We start from the raw sequence: 23,300 nt of genomic DNA on the forward strand, positions 1-23,300 counted from the left end.
ATCAAAATGGAAGAAATAACAATTAAAGAATTAGCAGACAAAATAACTTCAAGCAGTCCTATTAACATAGTAGATGTTAGAGAAGACGAAGAAGTAGCAATGGGTGTAATACCTGGTGCAAAACACATCCCAATGGGAGAAATACCAAACGAATTAAATCATTTTAAAGAGAATGAAACATATTATATAGTATGTGCTGGTGGCGTTAGAAGCGCTAAAGTTGTAGAATATTTAAACGACCATGATATAGATGCTGTGAACGTTGAAGGCGGCATGAATGCATGGGGCGATGAAGGGCTTGAAAATAAAAGAGTTTAAATAAACGCTGTAGTATTAACTATTATGAAAATCAAGGGTAAGACATTAATAATGTCTTACCCTTGATTTATTTATGCTTAATGTGAAGAGAGTATAGCGCTAACGAGCAAGAAATATTAGTCTAGCCAGTTACAAATTCTAACGAGCAAGAGTAAGGAAACAAGCACGTTACAAATTGTAACGAGCAAGAAATTTTGAACAAGCTCGTTAGCAATGTAATTCCTAAGAATTATATAACGAAGCGTTATGCCCTGCAACATAACCAGTAACAAGTGCACTTGTTATATTATATCCACCTGTATAACCGTGAATGTCTAACACTTCACCTGAGAAGAATAAGCCAGAACAAATTTTTGAATGCATCTTATTTGGTTCGATTTCTTTTATATTTACGCCACCACCAGTAACGAATGCTTTATCGATTGGTAAAGTTCCGTTAACAGTAAAAGTGAATGCTTTTAAGTTTTCTACGAAAGTCTTGATGGATTGTTGTGATAAATTGTGATAAGTTACATCTAAATTTATATCTGACTGTTCTAATAGAAAATGCAGATAACGTTCCTGTATTAAACCTTTTAACGAATTTTTAATAGCTTTATTTGGTTCGTCTTTTAATTTTTTTATAATTTGTTGTTCTAAATCATGTTGTTTTATTTCTGGAAAGGCATCAATAGCCATTTTAATCTCTTGTTTCTTTTGTGATTTTTGTTCTTTATATACGAACTGGCTACATCTTAATGCGGCTGGTCCTGAAACACCGAAGTGGGTAAACAACATATCCATTTGATGTGTAATTCTTGGTTTTCCATTTTTCTTTAGAACGGAAAGTCCTATGTCTTGTAAACTGAGACCTTGTAATATTTTATTTTTAATGAATGGCTCACTTGATTTAATAGGTACTTCAGTTGGGAATAATTCAGTTATGGTATGTCCAAGTTGTTCAGCAAATTTGTAGCCATCTCCAGTTGAACCTGTATGTGGGACGCTACAACCACCGGATGCTATAATAACTGTTTGTGAAGGTATGAAAGTACCATTTTGTAATGTTACACCAGTTATTTGTTGATTTTCACTTTCGATTGATGATACTGTAGTTTCTTGGCGAATTTCAACGCCGTTATCTTTAATGGCTTTTACGAGTGCATCGACTACATCTTGTGCTCTATTTGAAACAGGGAACATGCGTCCATGATCTTCTTCTTTAAGGTTTACATCACGAGATTCGAAGAAATCAATAATAGATTCATTATCAAAAGTCGAAAATGGGCTGTATAAAAACTTTCCGTTTCCTGGAATGTTTTTTATTATCTCTTCGTATGGGAGTCGATTTGTAACGTTACATCTGCCACCACCAGATATACGAAGTTTTCGGCCGAGGCCTTTTTTCTTTTCTATTAATAGAACGCTTTGACCATCTTTACTGGCACTGTAGGCAGCCATTAAACCACTTGGTCCTGCGCCTATTATAATTGTATGATACATAAGTTACCTCCAAAGATTTATGTAATGATATTTTAACGAATAATGGTTTTTAAAAAAAGTAGTACAATAGAAATAAACCTGTTATTATTAAATTTAAAAGTAAATTGAGATAGGGATGAAAATATGTCAGAGAGTAAAGCGCTTGTGAGAGGGACATTTTTACTCACAGCTAGTATTTTAATTACAAAAATATTAGGTATTTTATACTTAATTCCTTTTTACGCTATAATCGGCGATGAAAAAAATCTTGCACCATTTACATATGCTTATCAACCATACACAATCATGATAACAATCGCAACTGCTGGTGTACCATTAGCAGCTGCTAAATATGTATCTAAATATAACGCATTAGGTGCTTATAAAGTAAGTCAAAAATTATACCGGTCGAGTTTTATAGTAATGTCTATTACTGGTTTAATTGGATTCTTATTACTGTTCTTCTTATCACCAACGATAGCTCAATTAACATTAGCAAACGAAGGTGGTATAGAAGGTGGATGGAAAGTTGAAGATATTACTAATGTAATTCGTACTATTAGTTTTGTTGTTCTTTTTATTCCTTTATTAGCAACTTGGAGAGGTATTTTCCAAGGCTTCAACTCAATGGGTCCTACTGCAGTTTCTGAAGTGACTGAACAAATTGCTCGAATTGCATTTATTTTAGGTGGAAGTTACATTGTTTTATATGTAATGGATGGTTCAGTGTTAGTAGCGAACCAAGTTGCTACTTTTGCAGCTGGGATAGGTGCGATTGTTGCCCTATTAACGTTATTATATTACTGGATAAAACGTAGACATTTAATTAAAGCAGAAGTTGCACAAGATACGAGCGATATAGATGTTTCTTATGTCAAAATATATAAAGAAATCATTAAATACAGTATTCCATTTGTAATTGTAAGTTTATGTTTTCCAATCATAAATTTAATAGACCAGTTTACACATAATACTGGACTTGCTATAGGTGGAGTAAATAGTTCTCTTCACGATGTTTATTTTACAATGCTTAGCATGACTACTAATAAAATTGTAATGATTCCTACTTCATTAGCGGCAGGTTTCGCTGTAAGTTTAGTACCGTTTATTACTAACACTTACAATTCAGGAAGAATTGATGAAATGCATATACAAATAAGAAAATCATTAGGAGTACTACTATATTTAACTGTTCCAGCTTCATTAGGTATTATGGTATTAGCACAACCATTGTACAATGTGTTTTATAGTTATAGTCCAATGGGTACAGAAATTCTATTCTGGTATGCACCAGTTAGTATATTAATAGCGTTATTATCAGTAACAGCATCGATGCTTCAAGGTATTGATAAACAAGCATTAACAGTATGGATAGTGATTGGCGCATTAGGCGTTAAAGCAATCATCAATTTACCTTTAATTATTGCTTTTAATACTTTAGGAGCAGTATTAGGTACTGCAATTGCACTATTGATCGCAGTAGCATTAAATTGTTATGTTCTTTGGAAACATGCTAATTATAAGTTTAATGTAACAATTCAACATACATTGAGAATTCTATTTTATACAATTATCATGATGTTGTTCGTAGAATTAAGTTACTTTATTATTTCATTAATTATTGATCCAACATCGAAATTGGGTGCTTTAATAGTATTAATAGTAGGTGCTCTAGTTGGTATGATTGTATATGGTTATTTAACAATGCGTTCTCGTTTAGCTGATGAATTCTTTGGTGATTTAACTGCTAAAATAAGACGTAAAATTAAGTGGGTGTAGAAATGAGACTAGATAAATTTTTAGCTAATGCTGGAATTGGAACTCGAAAAGAAGTTAAAAAATTTGTAAAACAAAATTTAGTAACTGTTAATGATGAACTGGTTAAAAAACCAGATATTCATATTAATCCAGAAGAAGATATTGTCGTTTTTGATGAAATACCTATAGAATATGAACCAGTTGTTTATTTAATGATGAACAAGCCAGCAGGATTTATATCAGCGACTGAAGATGATGAGCACGAAACAGTTATCGATATCGTTCCAGAATATATGCATATGGATTTATTCCCAGTTGGACGATTAGATAAAGACACAGAAGGGTTGTTATTACTAACAAATGACGGGAAATTTTCTCATCAACTAATGAATCCTAAACATAAAGTGCCAAAAAAATATTATGTTGAAGTTGATGGTCATATAAAAGAAGAAGCGATTGGAATTTTTAAAAATGGAATAGATCTAGGTGACTTCACTTCATCTCCAAGCGAATTAGAAATTATAGAAGATGATGTTCAATCAAAAGCATATGTGACAATTTATGAAGGTAAATTTCATCAAGTGAAAAGAATGTTTCATTCAATTGATTGTGAAGTTACGTATTTAAAACGAATTCAAATAAATAATTTGAACTTGGATGAAGAATTAGCTTTAGGTGAATATAGACATTTACTTGAAGAAGATTTTAAATTATTAGGATTATAAGAATAATTATATGTTTGAAAAATACTGTGTTGGGTAAACTAGTATTATTAAATAAATAGAGGTGGATATAAAATGGCTAAAAAAGCAGGATTATTTAGAACATTAGTTGTATTAGGGGGAACTGCAGCAGCAGTAGTATTATCTAAAAAAGAAAACAGAGATAAGCTAAAAAATGAATATGATAAATATAAAGAAGACCCTGAAAATTATAAAGCATCAGCAAAAGAAAAAGCGTCTGAAATAAAAGATAAAGCACAAAACGAATATTCTAAATACAAAGAAGATCCAGAGTCTTATAAAGAAAAAGCTAAAACAGAATTGAAAAAAGCTAAAGAAAATCCTAAAGGCTACGCTTCAGATGCAAAATCACGTTTGAAAAAAGATGATAGTGATAACACTGATTTACGTGAAGCTAAATTCGATGATGAAGGTGGAACAGCAAACGGTAATTTAAGAATTGTGACTGAAGAAGATTTAAAAAAATAATAATTTATTTTAAGACCGACAGTTTTGTCGGTCTTTTTTACTCTATAAGGTCGATAAAAATTTGGGAAATAAAAATGTTAAATACACACGACTATAGTCGTATGTATAAGGAAATAATAAGTAGTTAAAAAACTTAAGAATTTTTGGTATTTCTATTTCATATTTTTAAAATTTTCATGTATCATATAGATAACTATTCAAGTAAGAAAGAGATGATATCCGATGTGGAGAAATAAAGTTAAAGAATATGAAAAAGATATTGTTGAAGACTTAAAAGGTTTATTAAGCATTGAAAGTGTAAGAAATGATGCAGAAAGTAATGTTGATGAACCAGTTGGCCCAGGTCCGAAAAAAGCACTGAATTACATGTATAAACTCGGAGAAAGAGATGGGTTTAGTTATAAAGATATTGAAAACATAGTCGGAAGAATCGAAGCGGGTAAAGGTGATGACTTATTAGGAGTTTTATGTCATGTAGACGTAGTACCAGCAGGTGCCGGGTGGGACACAGATCCATTTGACCCAGTAGAAACTGAAGATACTATTATCGCTAGAGGTACTTTAGATGATAAAGGTCCTACAATTGCAGCTTACTACGCTGTAAAAATATTAGAAGATATGAAAGTAGATTGGAAAAAACGAATACATATCATTGTAGGAACAGATGAGGAATCTGATTGGCAGTGTACTGATAGGTATTTTGAAACTGAAGAAATGCCTACAATCGGTTTCGCTCCTGATGCAGAGTTTCCATTAATTTATGGTGAAAAGGGAATCGTCACTTTTAATATTTTACAATCTGGTTATGAAGAAGACGATGACGAGCCTGAAGTTGAATTAAAAGCATTCTTCTCGGGTGAACGTTTTAACATGGTACCAGATACTGCTCAAGCCAAACTTTTAATTAAAGAACAAATGACAAACGTTGTTCAAAATTTCGAAACATTTTTAGAAGAGAATGAAATTGAAGGTGAAACTTCAATAGATGAAGGTTTCTTGAATTTAACTGTTCATGGTAAATCGGCTCATGGTATGGATCCATCACAAGGTATTAACGCAGGCTTACTTTTAATACAATTTTTAAACAATTTAAATTTAGATAAATATGCAAATTCATATGTGAAATTTGCCAATGATTATTTAGTAAATTCGCCAAATGGTGAAAAAATGGGTATGAAATTTGCGACTGAAGAAATGGGAGAAGTAACTACTAATACTGGAATAATGAGTTATACTGATGTTGATGGTGGACAATTTGGTATTAATTTGAGATATCCAGAAGGTTTCAACTTTGAACAATCTTTAACACGATTTACTGAAGAAATTGCGGATAGAGGATTTGAAATAGATATGGATAAACATCAGGAACCTCATTATGTAGATAAGAATGATCCGTTTATCGATAAATTATTGTCTGCATACCGCAACCAAACTAAAGACTTATCAGAGCCGTTTACAATTGGTGGAGGCACTTATGCTCGCAATCTAGATAAAGGCGTTGCATTTGGAGCAATGTTTAAAGAATCAGAAGATTTAATGCATCAAAAAAATGAATATATTACAAAAAAACAATTATTTGATGCAACTGCTATTTATTTAGAAGCTATATATAATATTTGTGTAAAGGATGATTTAGAGTGACATTTGTATATATTAATGATGAATTTGTAGATGAATCAGAAGGCAAGGTTAGTTATACTGATAGAGGTTATAATTTCGGCGATGGTATATACGAATATATACGCATCTATGACGGTAATGCATTCACAGCTAAAGAACACTTTGAACGCTTATTCAGAAGTGCAAAGGAAATCGGCTTAAATTTAGAAGATTATACTGTAAAAAGCTTAACAGAATTAATTGAAGAATTGGCAGAAAAAAATAACGTCAAAAATGGTGGCGTATATATCCAAGTAACACGAGGAGTCGCACCAAGAAATCATCCTTTCCCAGAAGCGAGCACGAAACCTGTATTCTCAGCATTTTCTAAAAGTTATGAAAGACCATACGATGAATTAGAAAATGGCATAAAAGCAATTACTGTAGATGATATTAGATGGCTAAGATGTGATATTAAAAGCTTGAATTTACTTGGTAATGTCTTAGCTAAAGAGAAAGCAACTCAAAGTGATGCTGGAGAAGCTATCATGCATAGAGATGGAATTGTAACAGAAGGAAGTTCTAGCAATGTTTTTGCTGTAAAAGACAGTAAAATATATACACACCCAGCGAATAATTTAATTTTAAATGGTATTACAAGAAGAGTTATCAATGAGATAGCTAACGAATTGAATATACCATTTGTTGAGGAACCTTTTGATGTAGAATTTTTGAAAAGTGCTGATGAAGTTATAGTTTCAAGTACTTCAATTGAAGTTATGCCGGTAATTCAAGTGGATGACACATTCATTTCTGATGGTACAGTAGGTAAAATTACAAAAGAATTACAAAAATCGTTTAACAATTATATAGAGTCAAACATAGAAAAAATATTTTAGTGTAATTTATTAATATAGTGTAAACCACGTAAATACTGAACTTTATAGATATTTTGTATCTGAATAGGTTCAAAATACCCCAAAGTTTTCATTTATGTGGTTGAAATCTGCACAGAAAAATAATAAAATTTAAATCAAGCGCACTAAAATGACAAAAAATAAACGGGTTTTTTAAGATTAAGTAATGACTCTTGAAAATTGATGTTCATGAGTCTTTTTCTTTTTCTGAAAGTGAGGTGGATAGGTTGGAACATTTTTATCAATTAGGATGGACATTAGACTCAGCAGGTGGGGCATCTGGTGAAGCATATATGGCAGAACAAGACGGCCGCAAACTCTTCCTAAAAAGAAATTCAAGCCCCTTCTTAACAGCTTTGTCAGCTGAAGGGATTGTACCAAAATTAGTTTGGACAAAAAGAATTGAAACTGGAGAAGTTGTAACTGCACAACATTGGAAAAATGGTCGAGAGTTAGTCCAAGATGAAATGAATTCTAACCGCGTTGCCAAACTTCTTAAAAAAATACATTCTTCAAAACAATTACTTAATATGTTAAAGCGTATGGAAATGAAACCTATGCACCCAGAGTTATTATTTAATAAAATTAATAGTTCTTTATCTAGGCACGTATTAGCGAATAGAACTGTTAGAAAAGCGTTGCTATATTTAGAAGAAAATATGCCAATGCTAGATAGTCGCTTCTATACTGTTATTCATGGCGATGTGAATCATAATAATTGGCTTTTATCTGATCAAGACGAATTATACTTAGTAGATTGGGAAGGCGCGATGATTGCTGACCCTGCTATAGATATAGGTATGATATTGTATACTTATGTTGATGAAAAAGATTGGGTTGATTGGTTAAGTAAGTATGGTATTAATGATACACATGACTTAAAGAAAAGAATGAAATGGTATACGCTTATACAGGCTATTGCTATGGTTGAGTGGTACGAAGAGAAAAAACGCTATAATGATATGAATGATTGGTTGAATTTCTTAAGTGAAGTCATGAATCGAAATGTATTTATATAAGGAGTTACTTTGAATGAGAATGAGAAATAAACCTTGGGCAGATGATTTCTTAAAAAGTCATCCCCAAATTGTTGATGTTGATTTGAATCAGCAGTATAAAATGGCTGAATGGTTTGAAAAAGACCAACCAATACACATCGAAGTTGGTACAGGTATGGGTAGGTTTATAACTGAAATGGCAAGACGTCATCCAGAAATTAATTATGTTGCAATAGAAAGAGACAAAAACGTCATGGTTCGAGTATTAGAAAAAGTAAAAGAATTAGAACTTGAGAATATTAAGTTGATTAATCAAGATGCTAAATTACTTACAGAGTACTTTGTAGAAAATGAAGTATCGAGAATTTATTTAAACTTTTCTGATCCATGGCCGAAAACACGTCACACAAAACGTAGATTAACGTTTTCATCGTTTTTAGAAATCTATCGACATATATTAAAGAAAGACGGACAAATCCACTTTAAAACAGATAACCAAGGATTGTTCGAATATAGTTTAGAAAGTATGTCAGCCTTTGGAATGACATTCGACTTAATCAATTTAAACTTACATGAGAATGAACCAGAAGAGAACATACGCACAGAATATGAAGACAAATTCTCAAACAGAGGATTTAGAATCTATCGTATGGAAGCAAGTTTTAAATAATGTAGTTAAAAAGGACGAGACAGCCATGTCTCGTCCTTTTTTTCTTTTCTATATAATAAAAAGCGTTTATAATTATATAAAAAATATTGGAGGTTTGCCGATGCAAAATATAGTATATTTTACTTCTTTAATTAATAGAATTGATAAAAGTTCACTTGATAGTCAAATGGCTACTTTTTTGAAGGGACTAGAAGGCGAAGCAATTATTTATCAAAAACTAAAACTAATTAATCATTTACCATTTCTCTACAATATTGAACTTAATATAAATAATAGAGTACAAATAGATTTTTTAGTCGTTTCTGATGATTATGTTTATCACTTTGAAATAAAAAATTATAGTGGTGATTACTATATAAAAAACGACCAATTTATAAATGATTATGGAAGTATGTTTTATACACCATTTCAACAGTTATATCGAGCTAATAATGAATTAAAACTGCTTTTAAAGAAATGTGAAATTAATAGAGAAATAAAGACTATACTAATCTTCACTAATCCCACTTTTACTTTAAAATCCCAAATACCGCCCCAATATGAAGTTCTATTACCAACTGAATTACATAAAATCCAAAGATTGTTCAAAAATTATAAAACAGCAGAAAATAATAGAATTTTAAAAATAATTGAAGAGGAAAAGAATACTTTTTCTGACATATATCAAAATAATAAGAGAGTTCCATTTGATGATATTAAACATGGCTTGAAGTGCCCGAATTGTAAAAGCGTTGATAAACTAAACATAAGCGAGAAGAAGAAAAGTGTATGTTGTACTATCTGCTCAAATAAGTTTAGTAGAAGAAGTATATATTTGTATAACTTAAAAGAACTGTTTATTTGTAAAGGCGAACCATTTACATTACAAGATGCAGAAAGATGGTGTAGTACTAATAATAAACACACACTGAGAAGAATTTGTAATAAATATTTTGAAATTATTGAAGGCAAGCCAAGAAAGTATTACTTAAAACTTTAAAATTGTATTAAAAGCCGAAGTACAGTTTCGAAATGTAGCAAGACGATGTCCATGTGCAACATAGCGCCCCCGAAAGTTGCAAGAGAAGGTCGACGTGCAACATACCACCCCCGAATGTAGCAAGACGGGGTCCACGTGCAACATAGCGCTCCCGAATGTTGCAAGACGCGGTCGACGTGCAACATACCACCCCCGAATGTAGCAAGACGGGGTCCACGTGCAACATAGCGCTCCCGAATGTTGCAAGACGCGGTCGACGTGCAACATACCACCCCCGAATGTAGCAAGAGAAGGTCGACGTGCAACATAGCGCCCCCGAAAGTTGCAAGAGAAGGTCGACGTGCAACATACCACCCCCGAATGTAGCAAGAGAAGGTCGACGTGCAACATACCACCCCCGAATGTAGCAAGACGATGTCCATGTGCAACATAGCGTCCCCGAAAGTTGCAAGAGAAGGTCGACGTGCAACATAGCGCTCACAACTACTCTTTTACCATCACAAAACATATTTATCTAAACCTTGATGGGTGTTCATTATAATAATAAATGATAAAATAATAATAATGAATGGAGGGGAATATATTGTTTAATATTGGAGAATTCAATTTATATCCATTACAAGGTGGTATTACGAATATGGACGGTGGAGCCATGTTTGGTGTTGTACCAAGACCATTATGGACGAAGAAGTATCCGTGTAATGAACGCAATCAAATACCACTAGTATGTCATCCTATTTTAATACAAAATAATAATCATAATATGATTATTGATACTGGTGTGGGTAATGGAAAATTTACTGAAAAACAAAAACGTAATTATGGAGCTACATATGAAAGTGATATACATGGTTCTTTAGAACAATTTAACTTAACAGTTGATGATATAGATATTGTAATTATGTCACATATGCACTTTGATCATGCTTGTGGGCTAACAACGCCGGATGGTCAATCTGTATTTAAAAATGCTGTCATATACACTTCGCAAATAGAGTGGAATGAAATGAGAGCGCCCAATATTAGAAGTAAGTCTACTTATTGGGAAGAAAACCATAAAAATATTGAACATCAAGTTGTTACATTCAAAGATGAATTTGAAGTTATACCTGGTATAACGATGAAACATACAGGAGGCCATAGCGCGGGACATTCAGTTATTGAAATTGAAAGCAATGGGGAAAAAGCAGTTCATATGGCAGATATATTTCCAACATTTGCACACTTAAATCCACTTTGGGTTACAGCATATGACGATTATCCTATGGATTCTATTAATGCTAAAGAAAGATTAATACAAAAATATATAAAAGAAAATTATTGGTTCTTGTTTTATCACGATATTAATCATTTTGCAGTTAAGATTGATGATGAAACGAGAAAAATTAAAAACGATATCAGAAGGGATGAGCTAATTGAAGTATAATTTTGATGAAGTTATCGATAGAAGAGGTACAGCTACAGTTGCTTATGACGGGCAACAAAAAGTATATGATTACGAGAATTTAGAACCATTTTGGATAGCTGATATGGATATTAAAACGCCTGAATTTATTATAGAACATTTGAAAAATAAATTAGATCAAGCACATTTTGGTTATTTAGTGTGGAAACAAGATGAATATTTAAATGCGATTAAAAATTGGTATAAAAAAAGATTCAGCGTTAACGTTCAAAAAAATGATATATACTATGTGCCAAGTATATTATTCACAGTCACAGAAGTGATTCGTGAATTTACGAAAGAAGGCGAAGGTGTTCTTATTCATACACCATCTTATAATGCTTTTCTTAACCTTATAGAAGGAAATAAAAGAGAGGTAGTTGAATCTCCTCTTATCCAAACTGATGAAGGCTATAAATTAGACGTAGAACAATTTGAAAAAGTAGCTTCTAGGGAAGATGTGAAAGTTTTAGTATTTTGTAATCCTCACAATCCAACAGGTAAAGTTTGGACTAAAGAAGAATGTGAGCAAATAAAAGAAATATGTGAGAGACATGATGTGTTTATAGTTTCTGATGAAATTCATATGGATTTTGTAAGAAGTGAAAACGGCTTTTATTCTATGGCAAATCTTATGCAGTTAGATTCTCCAATTTTAGTGGTAACAGGCTTAGGAAAGACATTTAACTTAGCTAGTTTAGCAAGTAGCTATATGATTACAAAACATCGCTATTTTACAATGCAATTTAATAGAAAACTAGGAACTTATTATGGACTTGCAGCTGCAAATACTTTAGCGGTAGAGGCGGTAAAAGTTGCATATAACCAAGCTGAAGAGTGGGTTGATCAATTAAACGATCATATAGAACGAAATATGAGAATTTTAAAAGAATTCGTAGATAATGAAATGTCAGATCAATTAAGTTTCATTAAGCCTGAATCGACATATTTAGCATGGATTGATTTCTCAAATAGTGGTTATAGTGAGGAAAAAGTACAAAAAGCGTTACAGTCTGTTGGTAAAATCGCGACTGGTATTGGAAATTCATATGAGCTTGATGAAAGTCATCACTTTAGACTTAATGTAGCATGTAGTGAAGATAAATTAATTGGTGGATTAGAAGCTATTAAACAATCATTTAACGCTTTAGACAACGATGAAATAGAATAAAGAAAACATAACGTACAAAAAATGTACGTTATGTTTTCTTTGAAAATTAAATTTCATAAATGTCTATAACTTGACCATTGAAAGCATCGGCAATAAATTCGTAATGGACTGGGCTACCATTTTTGTTAATTGTTATTCCACCATGAACTACTTTAGTTTCAATACCAAACTTTTGGTAGGTCTTTGGGATATGTAAAATGTAAGAACCTTCAACGTCATTAAATTGGCTTTTTACTTGTTTTAAAATTTCTTCGCAGCTGTAATGTTTAAATTGTTTAAAGTAAATTAATGCTGTAAGAATCCCTATACCAGTAAAAATTGAAAACAATAACATGACTAGTCGCAACTTATTATTTTGCATGACCATGCCTCCTTTAACTTAAATCTAGTGTACCATAAAGAAAGAATGATAGATAAAATTTTAGCAAGGAGAATCATTATGACACAAATTGGACAAGAAACAATAAATAGAATGAGAACTTTGACTGAATTACATGCTGTACCTGGCTTTGAAGGTGAAGCTCGTGAATATTTAAAAGAACAAATGAAACCTTTTGTTGACGAAATAATCGGAGATAATATGGGGAGTATTTATGGTGTAAAAAAATCTAAAAAAGAAAATGCACCAAAAGTTTTAGTTGCAGCCCATATGGATGAAATTGGATTTATGGTAACAGAAATGACAAAAGAAGGCATGTTGAAATTCACACCTTTAGGTGGTGTATCATCTGATGTATGGTTATCACAAACGTTGCAATTAAAAACAAGAGATAATCAATATTACAATGGCGTAGTAGGTAGTATTCCGAAACATTTTAGAACTGGTAAAGAATCTGGTGTTGCAATTGAAGATATGTTGTTAGACGTTGGAGCAGAAAATATGCAACAACTTAAAGATATGGGAATCAATATTGGAGATACAATTGTACCTAGAACAAATCTAGAGCAACTCACTGAAAACAGAATTTTAGCTAAAGCATGGGATAATAGATATGGATGTTTAGTTGGGTTAGAATTATTAGAAGCAGTTAAAGATATTGATTTAGATGTTGATTTATATGTAGGCGCTAACGTACAAGAAGAGGTTGGATTACGCGGTGCTTCAGCAAGTGTTAACTTAATAGAACCTGACATAGCCTTAGTAGTAGACTGTTCACCTGCCAATGATATGAAAGGTCATATCGGATTATCTGGATCACTAGGTGAAGGTGTGTTAATAAGAATTCTTGATAGAACTATGATTTTATCTGAAAGAATGAGAGACTATTTAATTAATATAGTTGAAGAAAAAGATATTAATCATCAATATTTCCAATCGCCGGGAGGTACAGATGGCGGTGAGATTCATAAAGCATTAACAGGTATACCAACTGCAGTTATTGGTGTTTGTGCTCGTTATATTCATACAAGTAAAGCGATATATGATGTTAGAGATTATTTAAATGCTAAACAATTATTAGTAGAAATTGTTCAAGACATTAATAAAGAAAAAATCGAACATTTAAAATATAATTAGAATTTAAATAAACTAGCAGATAGTTAAATTCTATATCTTGCTATTATTAAGGTTAATTATATAAGACACATGTCGTTATTAATATTAAATTTAATAATGATATGTGTTTTTTTATAGTATAATCTTTTTTAAGGAGTGTGAATAATGATCAAAATAAAATCTTTTTTTAGTAGAACGATTATAGATGGATTAAGTTATATGGCTTTAGGTTTATTTAGTACTTTAATTGTAGGACTTATAATTGAAACACTTGGCCGTACATTGAATACATATTTTGATACATCAATAATGATTGAAATAGGAAAGTTAGCACAAAATTTAACTGGAGCTGGGGTAGGGGTAGCTGTTAGTTATGGTTTAGGCGCCTCGCCGCTCATCATTTTTGCAACAGTAGTAACTGGTATGTATGGTTACGAACAAGGAGGGGCGGTTGGCAGTTATTTATCTTCAGTCTTTGCAAGTGAATTAGGAAAAGTATATTCAGGGAAAACTAAAATAGATATTATTTTGTCTCCAATTTTGACATTATTAGTAGGTGTTTGTATTGCGAAATTTATCGCACCATTTATCGATGCGTTTATGAAACACTTAGGAAATTGGATCCAAATAAGCACGGAACAACAGCCTTTATTGATGGGAATATTCGTAAGTTGCTTAGTAGGAATGACTTTATCTAGTCCGATTTCTAGTGCAGCTTTATCTTTAATGTTAGGTTTGAGTGGAACAGCCGCAGCAGCAGCCACTATTGGTGGATGTTGTCACATGGTAGGATTTGCAGTAACAGGATATAGAGATAATGGTATTTCAGGTATCATTGCACACGGAATTGGAACAAGTAAGTTACAAATTTCAAATTACTTAAAACACCCATTTATTTTAATTCCACCTGTAGTAGCCAGTATTGTAGTAGCTCCAATAATGACAGTGTTTTGGCCGATGGAAAATAATGCAGCAGGAGCTGGCATGGGTTCAAGTGGGTTTGTTGGTCAAATTATGACAATACAAACGATGGGCGCATCTACAGAAGTATGGTTACAAATTTTATTCTTCCATTTCTTATTACCGGCTGTAGTCAGTTTATTTGTTTATCATATACTGAAAAGATATCATATGATTAAAGGTGGACAACAAACAATTATGATAGGAAGTGTAAAAAAATGAAACAATTAACATCAATAGAAGAATTTAATCAATTAACAAATGACCCAACCGTTTTCATGTTCACGGCTTCATGGTGTCCTGATTGCCATTTTATTGACCCAGATTTACCGGCATTAGAACAAAAATACAATGATTATCAGTTCGTCTCGGTAGATAGAGATGAATTTATTGAATTATGCCAAGAAGTTGGTGTGATGGGTATTCCGAGTTTTGTAGCATTTGATAATCAAAAAGAACTAGGAAGATATGTTGGAAAAGAAAGAAAAACTATAGAACAAATAAGTGAATTTATAGAAGGATTGAAGAAATAAATCGAAAAAAAGTAGGTTGAAATAAAAGTTGATTTTATTTCTCGAAACCTACTTTTTTCATTGATTTAAATAAGTTTATCACTGTAACATGGCGCTAATTTGTTGTAAACTAGATAAAGGTATAAAAATAGGAGTGTTATGTATGAATGTCTTTCAAATGAGAGATTTACTAAAAGAACGCTTGAAATCATTAGATGCTAATTTCAAGTTTGATAGAGAAGATGAAAGTTTAAGAATTGAACGTAAAGATAACCAAAAAGGTTTATCAGTAAAAATTTCACCAATTATTGCAAAGTATAAAAATAGTGGAGATAAAATTGTAGATGAAATTGTTTATTATGTAACTGAAACAATTCATGCAATGCAAGATGAATCTACTAAGGAAATAAGTAAAATAGAAATATTACCTGTAATTAGATCTACAAGTTTCCATAAAGAAACTAAAGAAGGTACTCCATTTATAATAGATGAACATACAGCCGAAACAAACATTTATTATGCGTTGGATTTAGGCAACACTTATAGATTAATCGATGAATCTATGTTAGAAGAACTAAATATGTCTCATAATCAAATAAAAGAACAAGCTTTATTTAACATTAAAAAAAGAAAAACATCATATAAATCTGATGAAGTACAAGGCAATACATTTTATTTTGTGAATACAAATGATGGATATGATGCTTCTAGAATTTTAAATCAGTCATTCCTTAAGGATGTTTATCAAAATATCGAAGGAGAAATGCTTCTTGCAACACCTCATCAAGATGTGTTGGTTATTTGTGACATCAAAAATGAAATAGGCTATGATGTGGTAGCGCAAATGAATATGCATTTCTTCCAAAATGGTTTAGTGCCTATAACTTCGCTGTCATTCTCTTACAAACCGGATGAACCATTAGAACCTATATTTATATTAGGTAAAAATCATTCACGTAAAAGGAATAAAGAAGTAATAGAAAGATTAGAAAAAAATAGAGAAATATTTAAAAATATGAAAAATAATGAAAAGAAATGATAAGGAGTTATAATTATGAATTTATTTTATAATAAAAATGGTATTGGGGATGTATTGTTAGTTTCATTAGAACCATCAACAGAAAGTTTGGAATATGAAAATCAAAATGATATTACAATTATAAAAAGCGATGGCAACATTGTTGGTTTTAATATTTTTAATGCTTCTAAATATGTTCAAATTGAAGGAAACGGAAATATCAAAACTGAAGAAAAACATGTTAGTAGTATTCAAGATTTACTAGAAAAGAATAATATCAACTATAAATTAGAAGTTGATTTATCACCTAAATTTGTAGTAGGGTTTGTTAAAGAAAAATCTAAACATCCGGATGCAGATAAATTATCTGTATGTAAAATCGATGTTGGAAACGAAACATTACAAATTGTATGCGGAGCTCCAAATATAGAGCAAGATCAAAAAGTAGTCGTAGCTAAAGTAGGAGCAGTTATGCCAAGTGGTATGATTATTAAAGACGCAGAATTACGTGGCGTTCCTTCAAGTGGCATGGTTTGTTCTATGAAAGAGCTAGATTTAGAAGGTGCTCCGAAAGAAAAAGGTATAATGGTATTAGATGATAGTTATACTGTAGGAACACCATTTTTTGAAGATGAAAGGTAGTGAACCTATGAGTTGGTTTGATGATATATTCGGTCAGTCTAAAAATAAACAAAAAAATAAAGAAAAAGAAAATGAAAATATTTCTTTTGACCATGGTTCAGAAGATGAAGAAGTAAACGAAGAAATTTATAAAAGACCAAGAGGTAAATTTAGATTTCCAATAGATATGGATGTTGACGCTGAAACTGAAACAGAGACTGAACAAAATTCTGATCAAGAGCATGATTCACAACAAGAATATAACTACTATGATGAGCGATTTTATAATGAAAATGAAGCGTCATATCCAACAAATAGAAGAAGGCGTCGCAGAAGAAGTCATGACGGAGAAGAAGCACCCTCTGAACCACAACCTAAAAAAGAGAAGGGTGTTTATGAGAACAAACGTTTAACAAGACCTTCTAGCACTGAACAATATTCTTCAGTTTTCAAAAAGAAATCTGTTCATGATAAAGAAGACGATGCTTTCAATCGAAGATTATCTTCTTTAAATCAACCCAAGTTTCACGCTTCAGAAGTGCCTTCTGCTATATTTGGAATGAGAAAACAAAAAGATGTTCCAAACAGTGGTTTAAAAGAACCTTCTACACCTGATACTTCTAACATCAAAGAAGAAGATAACAAAGATAGTAACGGATATGAGAGCACTAATAATCAAAGTAGCAATAGTGAAGTGGTACGTGATACGCCCACTTATTCAAAGACGGACAATACTATAAATATTGAAAATATATACGCTTCTCAAATTGTTTCTGAAATTAGAAAAGAGCGAGAAAAGAAGCTTCAAAAGAAAAAACAATTTGAAAAAGCTTTAAGAGAAAAAAGAGAACAAGAACTACAAAATATTCAATCTGAAGAAGAAAAATCTCAAATTAAACAACAAGACGAATTTTTCAAAAAACAGGCATCTTTTATTAAAAATAATCAAATCGATGAAGAGCCGGAAGATAACACTGAAGAAACTACAACTGAAGACATTAAGTCATCAGATGATTATATTACACAACCTAACAGTGACGAAAATGAGTTGAAATTTGAAGAAGAAAGCTCTAAAGAGTCATTGCAACCAGATGTAAACGACATGACTACATATGAATTTAAAGAAATAAATTTGGATATTGATGAAGAACCAGAAGAACAAAAACAACAACAAGAAGAAAATCTTGATGTTGAAGAAATCGATGGAATAGAACCAGCTAAAGAAGAAAACTCAGAAGATTTAGACGTACAGTTTGAAGAATTAACAGAATTAGCTACAGAAGAATCAAATAATGAGTCTTTAGATAATCAATCTGAAAATACAGAACCAGTAGAAGAAACAGCGAAATCCTCAGATTTACAATTTGAAGAAGTTGAAGATACAGAAATAAAGCGTGTTCCTAATGAAAGTGAATATAATAGTATCGAAGAAGAAAACTTTGTAGAAGATGATATTGAATTTGAGGAAGTTCCAGAAATCTCTAATGAATATTTTGAAGAAGAAGTTATAGAAGGGGTAGACTCGTCCTTTAATGGAAATGAAAATAACGATAATTTCAAAGAAGATAATTTTGTAGAAGATAATTTTGTAGAAGATGATATTGAATTTGAAGAAGTCCCAGAAACGACTAATGAAGACTTTGAAGAAAAAGATGACGACGAAGAACTGTCATTTATAGATGATGAGTTTACGACATCAGAAAAAGAATTAAATGAAACTGAAGATACTCAATCTAAAGTTGAAATCTCTGAATCAAACGAAGAACTTGAAGATAAGTCACAGTTGAGAGATGAACCAAAAAATAAAAAGAAATCTTTAGAACCAGTACTTAAACCTAATAATAAAAAATCATCTCCATTTAATGTTGTTATGACGCCTTCAGATAAAAAGAAATATCATACATTTAAAAATCAGACTTCAACAAATGTAAAGCAAGAAACTAAAGTGAATAATGCTTCTGAAAATAATCAGACGAATAATGATTTCGACAACGAGAGCCTTGAAACAGTGACAAAACGTAAAGGACCATCATTTGTATTACCACCATTGACAATTTTAGACGATGTAGTTGAACAAGAGGATAATACAGAATGGTTAGAAGAGAAGAAAAAAGAATTAGACGAAGCGTTTTATCACTTTAATGTACCTGCTCATGTTGTCAATATGATACAAGGGCCAACTGTAACTCGCTTTGAACTATCTGTAGAAAAAGGCGTTAAAGTTTCAAGAATTACAGCACTTCAAGATGATATAAAAATGGCATTAGCAGCAAAAGATATAAGAATCGAAGCGCCAATTCCAGGAACGAGTTTAGTAGGTATTGAAGTGCCAAATCAAACACCTAGAAAAATACCATTAGGTCAAATGATTACATCTAAAGCTTTTCAACAAGCTGAAAGTAAATTAACAGTAGCTATGGGCTTTAAGATTAATAATGAACCTTTATTAATGGATATTTCAAAAACACCGCACGCATTAATAGCTGGAGCTACTGGTTCAGGAAAGTCAGTATGTATCAACGCAATTTTGACGAGTTTGTTATACAAAAATCATCCTGATGAATTGAAGTTGCTACTCATTGATCCAAAAATGGTAGAACTAGCGCCATATAACGATTTACCACATCTAGTTTCACCAGTTATTACAGATGTTAAAGCTGCTACAGCAAGTCTTAAATGGGCTGTAGAAGAAATGGAAAAAAGGTATAAAGAGTTTGCGGAATTGCATGTTCGAAATATTACGGCTTATAATAAGAAAGCCACTTATGAAAAACGCATGCCTAAAATTGTAATTGTAATAGACGAATTAGCAGATTTAATGATGATGTCTCCACAAGAAGTTGAACAATCAATAGCTAGGATTGCACAAAAAGCGAGAGCATGTGGTATTCACATGATTTTAGCTACACAAAGACCATCTGTAAATGTTATTACAGGATTGATAAAAGCAAATGTTCCTACTAGAATATCATTCATGGTTTCATCTTCTATAGATTCTAGAACAATTCTTGATGTTGGTGGTGCTGAAAAACTACTTGGTAACGGTGATATGTTATATCTAGGAAATGGTATGAATAAACCGATTAGAGTACAAGGTGCATTTGTGTCAGATGATGAAATTGACGAAACAGTTTCCTATGTAAGCGATCAAATGGAACCTAACTATTTATTTAAACAAGAAACATTATTGAAAAAAGTGAATGAGCAACCAGCTGATGCACTATTTGATGATGTATGTGAATTTATGGTTAATGAAGGTCATATATCTACGTCATTGATACAAAGGCATTTCCAAATTGGTTATAATAGAGCTGCTAGAATGATTGATAACTTAGAAGCAAACGGCTTTATCTCAGGACCAAATGGCTCGAAACCGAGAGAGGTTTTAATTTCAAAAGATACATTAGAAAATGGAAAAACTAACATATAAGAAATAGAAGGAGTGACATGAAATGACATTATTTCATTTTGTCGGAATAAAAGGGGCTGGAATGAGTTCTTTAGCACAAATTATGCATGACATGGGCCATAATGTACAAGGTTCTGATATAGAAAATACAGTGTTTACTGAAATTGCATTGAAAAATAAAGGAATAAAAATATTACCTTTTGATGTAGAAAATATTCATGAAGGTATGACAGTTATAGCTGGAAATGCTTTTCCTGATACTCATCCCGAAATTGCTAAAGCATACGAGTTAGGTCTTGAAGTTAAAAGATATCACATATTCTTAGGTGAATTTATGTCTCAATATACTTCTGTAGCAGTAACAGGTGCTCACGGAAAAACTTCAACAACTGGTTTGCTTTCTCACGTAATGAATGGTGATCAAAAAACATCATTTTTAATTGGGGATGGAACGGGTATGGGCTTACCTGATAGTTCTTATTTTGCATTTGAAGCATGTGAATATAGAAGGCATTTCTTAAGTTACTACCCTGATTATGCAATTATGACAAATATTGATTTCGATCACCCCGACTACTTCAAGAATTTACAAGATGTGACGAATGCCTTTCAAGAAATGGCAAATAACGTAAAGAAAGCTATTATAGCTTGGGGCCACGACGCAGAATTAAGAAAAATAAAAGCAGATATTCCGATTTATTTTTATGGATTTGAAAATGAAAATGATGTTTATGCTGAAAACGTTCAAACTTCTTCAAAAGGCACTACTTTTGATGTTTACTTTAAAAATGGTAAGCAATATATAGGTTCATTTACGACACCTATGTATGGAGACCACCATGTATTAAATGCACTTGCAGTTATTGCAGTATGTTATTTAGAAAACTTAGATATTAATAATATAAAAGAAGCATTATTAACATTTGGCGGTGTAAAAAGAAGATTTAGTGAAAGTTTTTATGATAATCAAGTTTTAATAGATGATTATGCACATCATCCAAGGGAAATTAATGCTACAATTGAGTCAGCGAGAAAAAAATATCCTGAAAAAGAAGTGATAGCAGTATTTCAACCACACACTTTTTCAAGAACTGAAACATTTTTAAATGAATTTGCAGAAAGCTTAAATCAAGCGGATCAAGTTTATTTATGTGATATATTTGGTTCTATAAGAGAGCAACAAGGTGAATTAACAATAAATGATCTACAAGCGTTAATTGAAAATTCAAAATTAATTAGTGAAGAAACAGTTTCACAACTTAAAAACCATTCAAATGGTGTTATACTATTTATGGGCGCTGGAGACATACAAAAAGTTCAAAGAGCCTATGTGAGTACTCTTACTGAATCATAATATTATGTTTATGCATAATGATTAAGGGTATTAAATATTAGTAAATCATATTAAGTTTTATAATTATTAGGAGGCGTTCAGTATGGATTGGTTATTACCATTAGCAGGTATTATTGCTGCTATTGCATTTTTAGTTATTTGTGTAGTATTAGCAATGTTCTTAGTGCAATTATTAAAAACAGTTAAAGGAATCAATGAAACTTTAGATGGCATTCAAGGCCAAATACAAGGAATTACACGTGAATCAACTGACTTACTTCACAAAGCAAACCGCTTAACTGAAGATATTCAAGATAAATCATTACGTTTAAATTCTGTTGTAGATGCAGTTAAAGGTGTTGGAGATTCAGTACAAACACTTAACTCTTCAGTAGATAGAGTTACAAATTCAATTACGCATAATATCTCTCAAAATGAAGATAAAATTTCTCAAGTAGTACAATGGTCAAATGTTGCAATGGAAGTTGCAGACAAATGGCAAATGAGGAAGAATCGTAGAAGTTATGCTTCATTTAAAAATGGTACAACGACTTCTAAAGATTATGAAGCGGAAGTTCCTAAAGATTATAATGAACAAACGACGTCTGGTGATAAATTAGACGAAGATAAAATTAATGCAGGATTGAAAAAATAAAGTTAATGAGGCTGAGACATAATTAAATGCCTCAGCCTCAAACATTTTATTGTCTATTAACATTAATTAATTTAAACAGGAGGTTTTATTGATGGAAAATCAATATAATAGAGATTTATATACACATGGTTTAGAAACATATGAAGCAAAACATGAAAATAATACAAGTGGTAGAGATTTTGTATTTGGTGTGATTTTAGGAACAGTAGTAGGTGGGATTGCCGGTTTATTATTAGCTCCTAAATCAGGTAGAGCTCTTCAAGATGATTTAAGCGAACAGTCAAATAAAATTATTGAAGATGTTAAAACTAAAACAGACGATTTAAAAGCTCAAGCTCAAACAAAAGCTGAAGAACTTCGTACACAAGCAGAAGAAAAGAAAGAAGAAGCAACTGAAAAAGCAAAAGAAGTAAAAGCTAAAGCTGAAGACAAAAAAGAAGAAGTAAAAGCTAAAACTGAAGAAAAGAAAGAAGAAGCAGCTGATAAAGCAGAACAAGCTAAAGCAAAAGCTGAAGAGAAAAAAACAGAAACAAAGAAAAAAGCTGACGAAGTAAAATCTAAACAAGCTGAAAAGAAAGCAAACAAAAATGTTGTAACAGCTGACGATGTCGATGACGAAGAATTAAAAGCACAAAAAGGTGCGATTAAGTCTGAAGTTAATGATGAAGATCTAAAAGGACCTAAAACAGTAGTAGAAAAAAAGACTTTTGATAAAAAGTAAGCATTAAAGATAGAAGCCAGGCTGAGACATATTAATGTCTCAGCCTGATT

Annotated in this window: 22 protein-coding genes; 20 read left to right on the top strand and 2 right to left on the bottom strand. The window is 31.8% G+C overall.

The genetic code is table 11. The annotated features are described in order from the left end of the window. Nucleotides 1–6 precede the first annotated feature (6 nt). Nucleotides 7–318, top strand: a complete 312-nt coding sequence (locus tag ACNMOQ_RS05560; protein ID WP_017000068.1) for a rhodanese-like domain-containing protein — start codon at nucleotides 7–9, stop codon at nucleotides 316–318. 222 nt (nucleotides 319–540) lie between these two features. Here the strand turns inward: ACNMOQ_RS05560 and ACNMOQ_RS05565 are convergent, their stop codons facing one another. After that, nucleotides 541–1,800 carry a BaiN/RdsA family NAD(P)/FAD-dependent oxidoreductase gene (locus ACNMOQ_RS05565; protein WP_416350325.1) on the bottom strand — a complete coding sequence of 420 codons (1,260 nt, stop codon included), beginning with the start codon at nucleotides 1,798–1,800 and terminating at the stop codon, nucleotides 541–543. A gap of 123 nt (nucleotides 1,801–1,923) precedes the next feature. Here ACNMOQ_RS05565 and ACNMOQ_RS05570 point away from each other — a divergent pair, with 123 nt between their 5' ends. The 10 genes from ACNMOQ_RS05570 to ACNMOQ_RS05615 all read left to right on the top strand — a co-directional run bounded on the left by ACNMOQ_RS05570 (nucleotide 1,924) and on the right by ACNMOQ_RS05615 (nucleotide 12,526). Beyond that, nucleotides 1,924–3,558 (top strand): putative polysaccharide biosynthesis protein, encoded by a 1,635-nt coding sequence (locus tag ACNMOQ_RS05570; RefSeq protein ID WP_416350326.1) that lies wholly within the window; start codon nucleotides 1,924–1,926, stop codon nucleotides 3,556–3,558. A gap of 2 nt (nucleotides 3,559–3,560) precedes the next feature. After that, complete coding sequence (locus ACNMOQ_RS05575; protein WP_064211693.1) at nucleotides 3,561–4,262, top strand: pseudouridine synthase; 702 nt, start codon at nucleotides 3,561–3,563, stop codon at nucleotides 4,260–4,262. A gap of 72 nt (nucleotides 4,263–4,334) precedes the next feature. After that, complete coding sequence (locus ACNMOQ_RS05580) at nucleotides 4,335–4,748, top strand: YtxH domain-containing protein (protein ID WP_017000071.1); 414 nt, start codon at nucleotides 4,335–4,337, stop codon at nucleotides 4,746–4,748. A gap of 222 nt (nucleotides 4,749–4,970) precedes the next feature. After that, nucleotides 4,971–6,389, top strand: a complete 1,419-nt coding sequence (pepV, locus tag ACNMOQ_RS05585) for a dipeptidase PepV (RefSeq protein WP_416350327.1) — start codon at nucleotides 4,971–4,973, stop codon at nucleotides 6,387–6,389. After that, entirely contained in the window at nucleotides 6,386–7,246 is an 861-nt protein-coding gene (gene dat, locus ACNMOQ_RS05590) for a D-amino-acid transaminase (RefSeq protein ID WP_064211696.1), read from the top strand. The genes pepV and dat overlap by 4 nt, the downstream gene beginning before the upstream one ends. 245 nt (nucleotides 7,247–7,491) lie before the next feature. After that, nucleotides 7,492–8,283, top strand: coding sequence for a phosphotransferase family protein (locus ACNMOQ_RS05595; protein WP_017000073.1), 792 nt, complete (start codon nucleotides 7,492–7,494; stop codon nucleotides 8,281–8,283). Between the two features lie 13 nt (nucleotides 8,284–8,296). Further along, nucleotides 8,297–8,932 carry a tRNA (guanosine(46)-N7)-methyltransferase TrmB gene (trmB, locus tag ACNMOQ_RS05600; RefSeq protein WP_017000074.1) on the top strand — a complete coding sequence of 212 codons (636 nt, stop codon included), beginning with the start codon at nucleotides 8,297–8,299 and terminating at the stop codon, nucleotides 8,930–8,932. A gap of 100 nt (nucleotides 8,933–9,032) precedes the next feature. After that, nucleotides 9,033–9,911 carry a nuclease-related domain-containing protein gene (locus tag ACNMOQ_RS05605; protein WP_416350328.1) on the top strand — a complete coding sequence of 293 codons (879 nt, stop codon included), beginning with the start codon at nucleotides 9,033–9,035 and terminating at the stop codon, nucleotides 9,909–9,911. Nucleotides 9,912–10,494: 583 nt separating this feature from the next. Next, on the top strand, nucleotides 10,495–11,337 hold the full coding sequence (locus ACNMOQ_RS05610; RefSeq protein ID WP_017000599.1) for a YtnP family quorum-quenching lactonase: 843 nt from the start codon (nucleotides 10,495–10,497) through the stop codon (nucleotides 11,335–11,337). After that, complete coding sequence (locus ACNMOQ_RS05615; RefSeq protein WP_064211699.1) at nucleotides 11,327–12,526, top strand: MalY/PatB family protein; 1,200 nt, start codon at nucleotides 11,327–11,329, stop codon at nucleotides 12,524–12,526. Before ACNMOQ_RS05610 ends, ACNMOQ_RS05615 begins: the two co-directional genes overlap by 11 nt. 46 nt (nucleotides 12,527–12,572) lie before the next feature. Here the strand turns inward: ACNMOQ_RS05615 and ACNMOQ_RS05620 are convergent, their stop codons facing one another. Further along, nucleotides 12,573–12,887, bottom strand: a complete 315-nt coding sequence (locus tag ACNMOQ_RS05620; RefSeq protein WP_017000601.1) for a hypothetical protein — start codon at nucleotides 12,885–12,887, stop codon at nucleotides 12,573–12,575. A 78-nt stretch (nucleotides 12,888–12,965) separates the two neighbouring features. On the opposite strand from ACNMOQ_RS05620, the gene ACNMOQ_RS05625 reads away from it, so the two are divergent. The 9 genes from ACNMOQ_RS05625 to ACNMOQ_RS05665 all read left to right on the top strand — a co-directional run bounded on the left by ACNMOQ_RS05625 (nucleotide 12,966) and on the right by ACNMOQ_RS05665 (nucleotide 23,250). After that, nucleotides 12,966–14,042 carry a M42 family metallopeptidase gene (locus ACNMOQ_RS05625; RefSeq protein WP_416350329.1) on the top strand — a complete coding sequence of 359 codons (1,077 nt, stop codon included), beginning with the start codon at nucleotides 12,966–12,968 and terminating at the stop codon, nucleotides 14,040–14,042. A 144-nt stretch (nucleotides 14,043–14,186) separates the two neighbouring features. Continuing rightward, on the top strand, nucleotides 14,187–15,203 hold the full coding sequence (locus tag ACNMOQ_RS05630; protein ID WP_017000602.1) for a PTS sugar transporter subunit IIC: 1,017 nt from the start codon (nucleotides 14,187–14,189) through the stop codon (nucleotides 15,201–15,203). Beyond that, nucleotides 15,200–15,514, top strand: a complete 315-nt coding sequence (locus ACNMOQ_RS05635) for a thioredoxin family protein (RefSeq protein WP_017000603.1) — start codon at nucleotides 15,200–15,202, stop codon at nucleotides 15,512–15,514. The genes ACNMOQ_RS05630 and ACNMOQ_RS05635 overlap by 4 nt, the downstream gene beginning before the upstream one ends. 142 nt (nucleotides 15,515–15,656) lie before the next feature. Beyond that, nucleotides 15,657–16,532 (top strand): DUF1444 domain-containing protein, encoded by an 876-nt coding sequence (locus ACNMOQ_RS05640; RefSeq protein ID WP_017000604.1) that lies wholly within the window; start codon nucleotides 15,657–15,659, stop codon nucleotides 16,530–16,532. Nucleotides 16,533–16,547: 15 nt separating this feature from the next. Then, on the top strand, nucleotides 16,548–17,153 hold the full coding sequence (gene ytpR / locus ACNMOQ_RS05645) for a YtpR family tRNA-binding protein (RefSeq protein ID WP_218688415.1): 606 nt from the start codon (nucleotides 16,548–16,550) through the stop codon (nucleotides 17,151–17,153). Between the two features lie 7 nt (nucleotides 17,154–17,160). Then, nucleotides 17,161–20,562 carry a DNA translocase FtsK gene (locus ACNMOQ_RS05650; protein WP_463675593.1) on the top strand — a complete coding sequence of 1,134 codons (3,402 nt, stop codon included), beginning with the start codon at nucleotides 17,161–17,163 and terminating at the stop codon, nucleotides 20,560–20,562. Between the two features lie 22 nt (nucleotides 20,563–20,584). After that, nucleotides 20,585–21,895 carry a UDP-N-acetylmuramate--L-alanine ligase gene (murC, locus tag ACNMOQ_RS05655; protein WP_064205241.1) on the top strand — a complete coding sequence of 437 codons (1,311 nt, stop codon included), beginning with the start codon at nucleotides 20,585–20,587 and terminating at the stop codon, nucleotides 21,893–21,895. An 82-nt stretch (nucleotides 21,896–21,977) separates the two neighbouring features. Beyond that, nucleotides 21,978–22,529 (top strand): DUF948 domain-containing protein, encoded by a 552-nt coding sequence (locus tag ACNMOQ_RS05660; protein ID WP_017000608.1) that lies wholly within the window; start codon nucleotides 21,978–21,980, stop codon nucleotides 22,527–22,529. A 91-nt stretch (nucleotides 22,530–22,620) separates the two neighbouring features. Continuing rightward, nucleotides 22,621–23,250, top strand: coding sequence for a YtxH domain-containing protein (locus ACNMOQ_RS05665; RefSeq protein ID WP_017000609.1), 630 nt, complete (start codon nucleotides 22,621–22,623; stop codon nucleotides 23,248–23,250). The last annotated feature ends 50 nt before the right edge of the window (nucleotides 23,251–23,300 follow it).

The sequence above is a fragment of the Mammaliicoccus lentus genome (assembly GCF_947036595.1).
Lineage (GTDB): Bacteria > Bacillota > Bacilli > Staphylococcales > Staphylococcaceae > Mammaliicoccus > Mammaliicoccus lentus.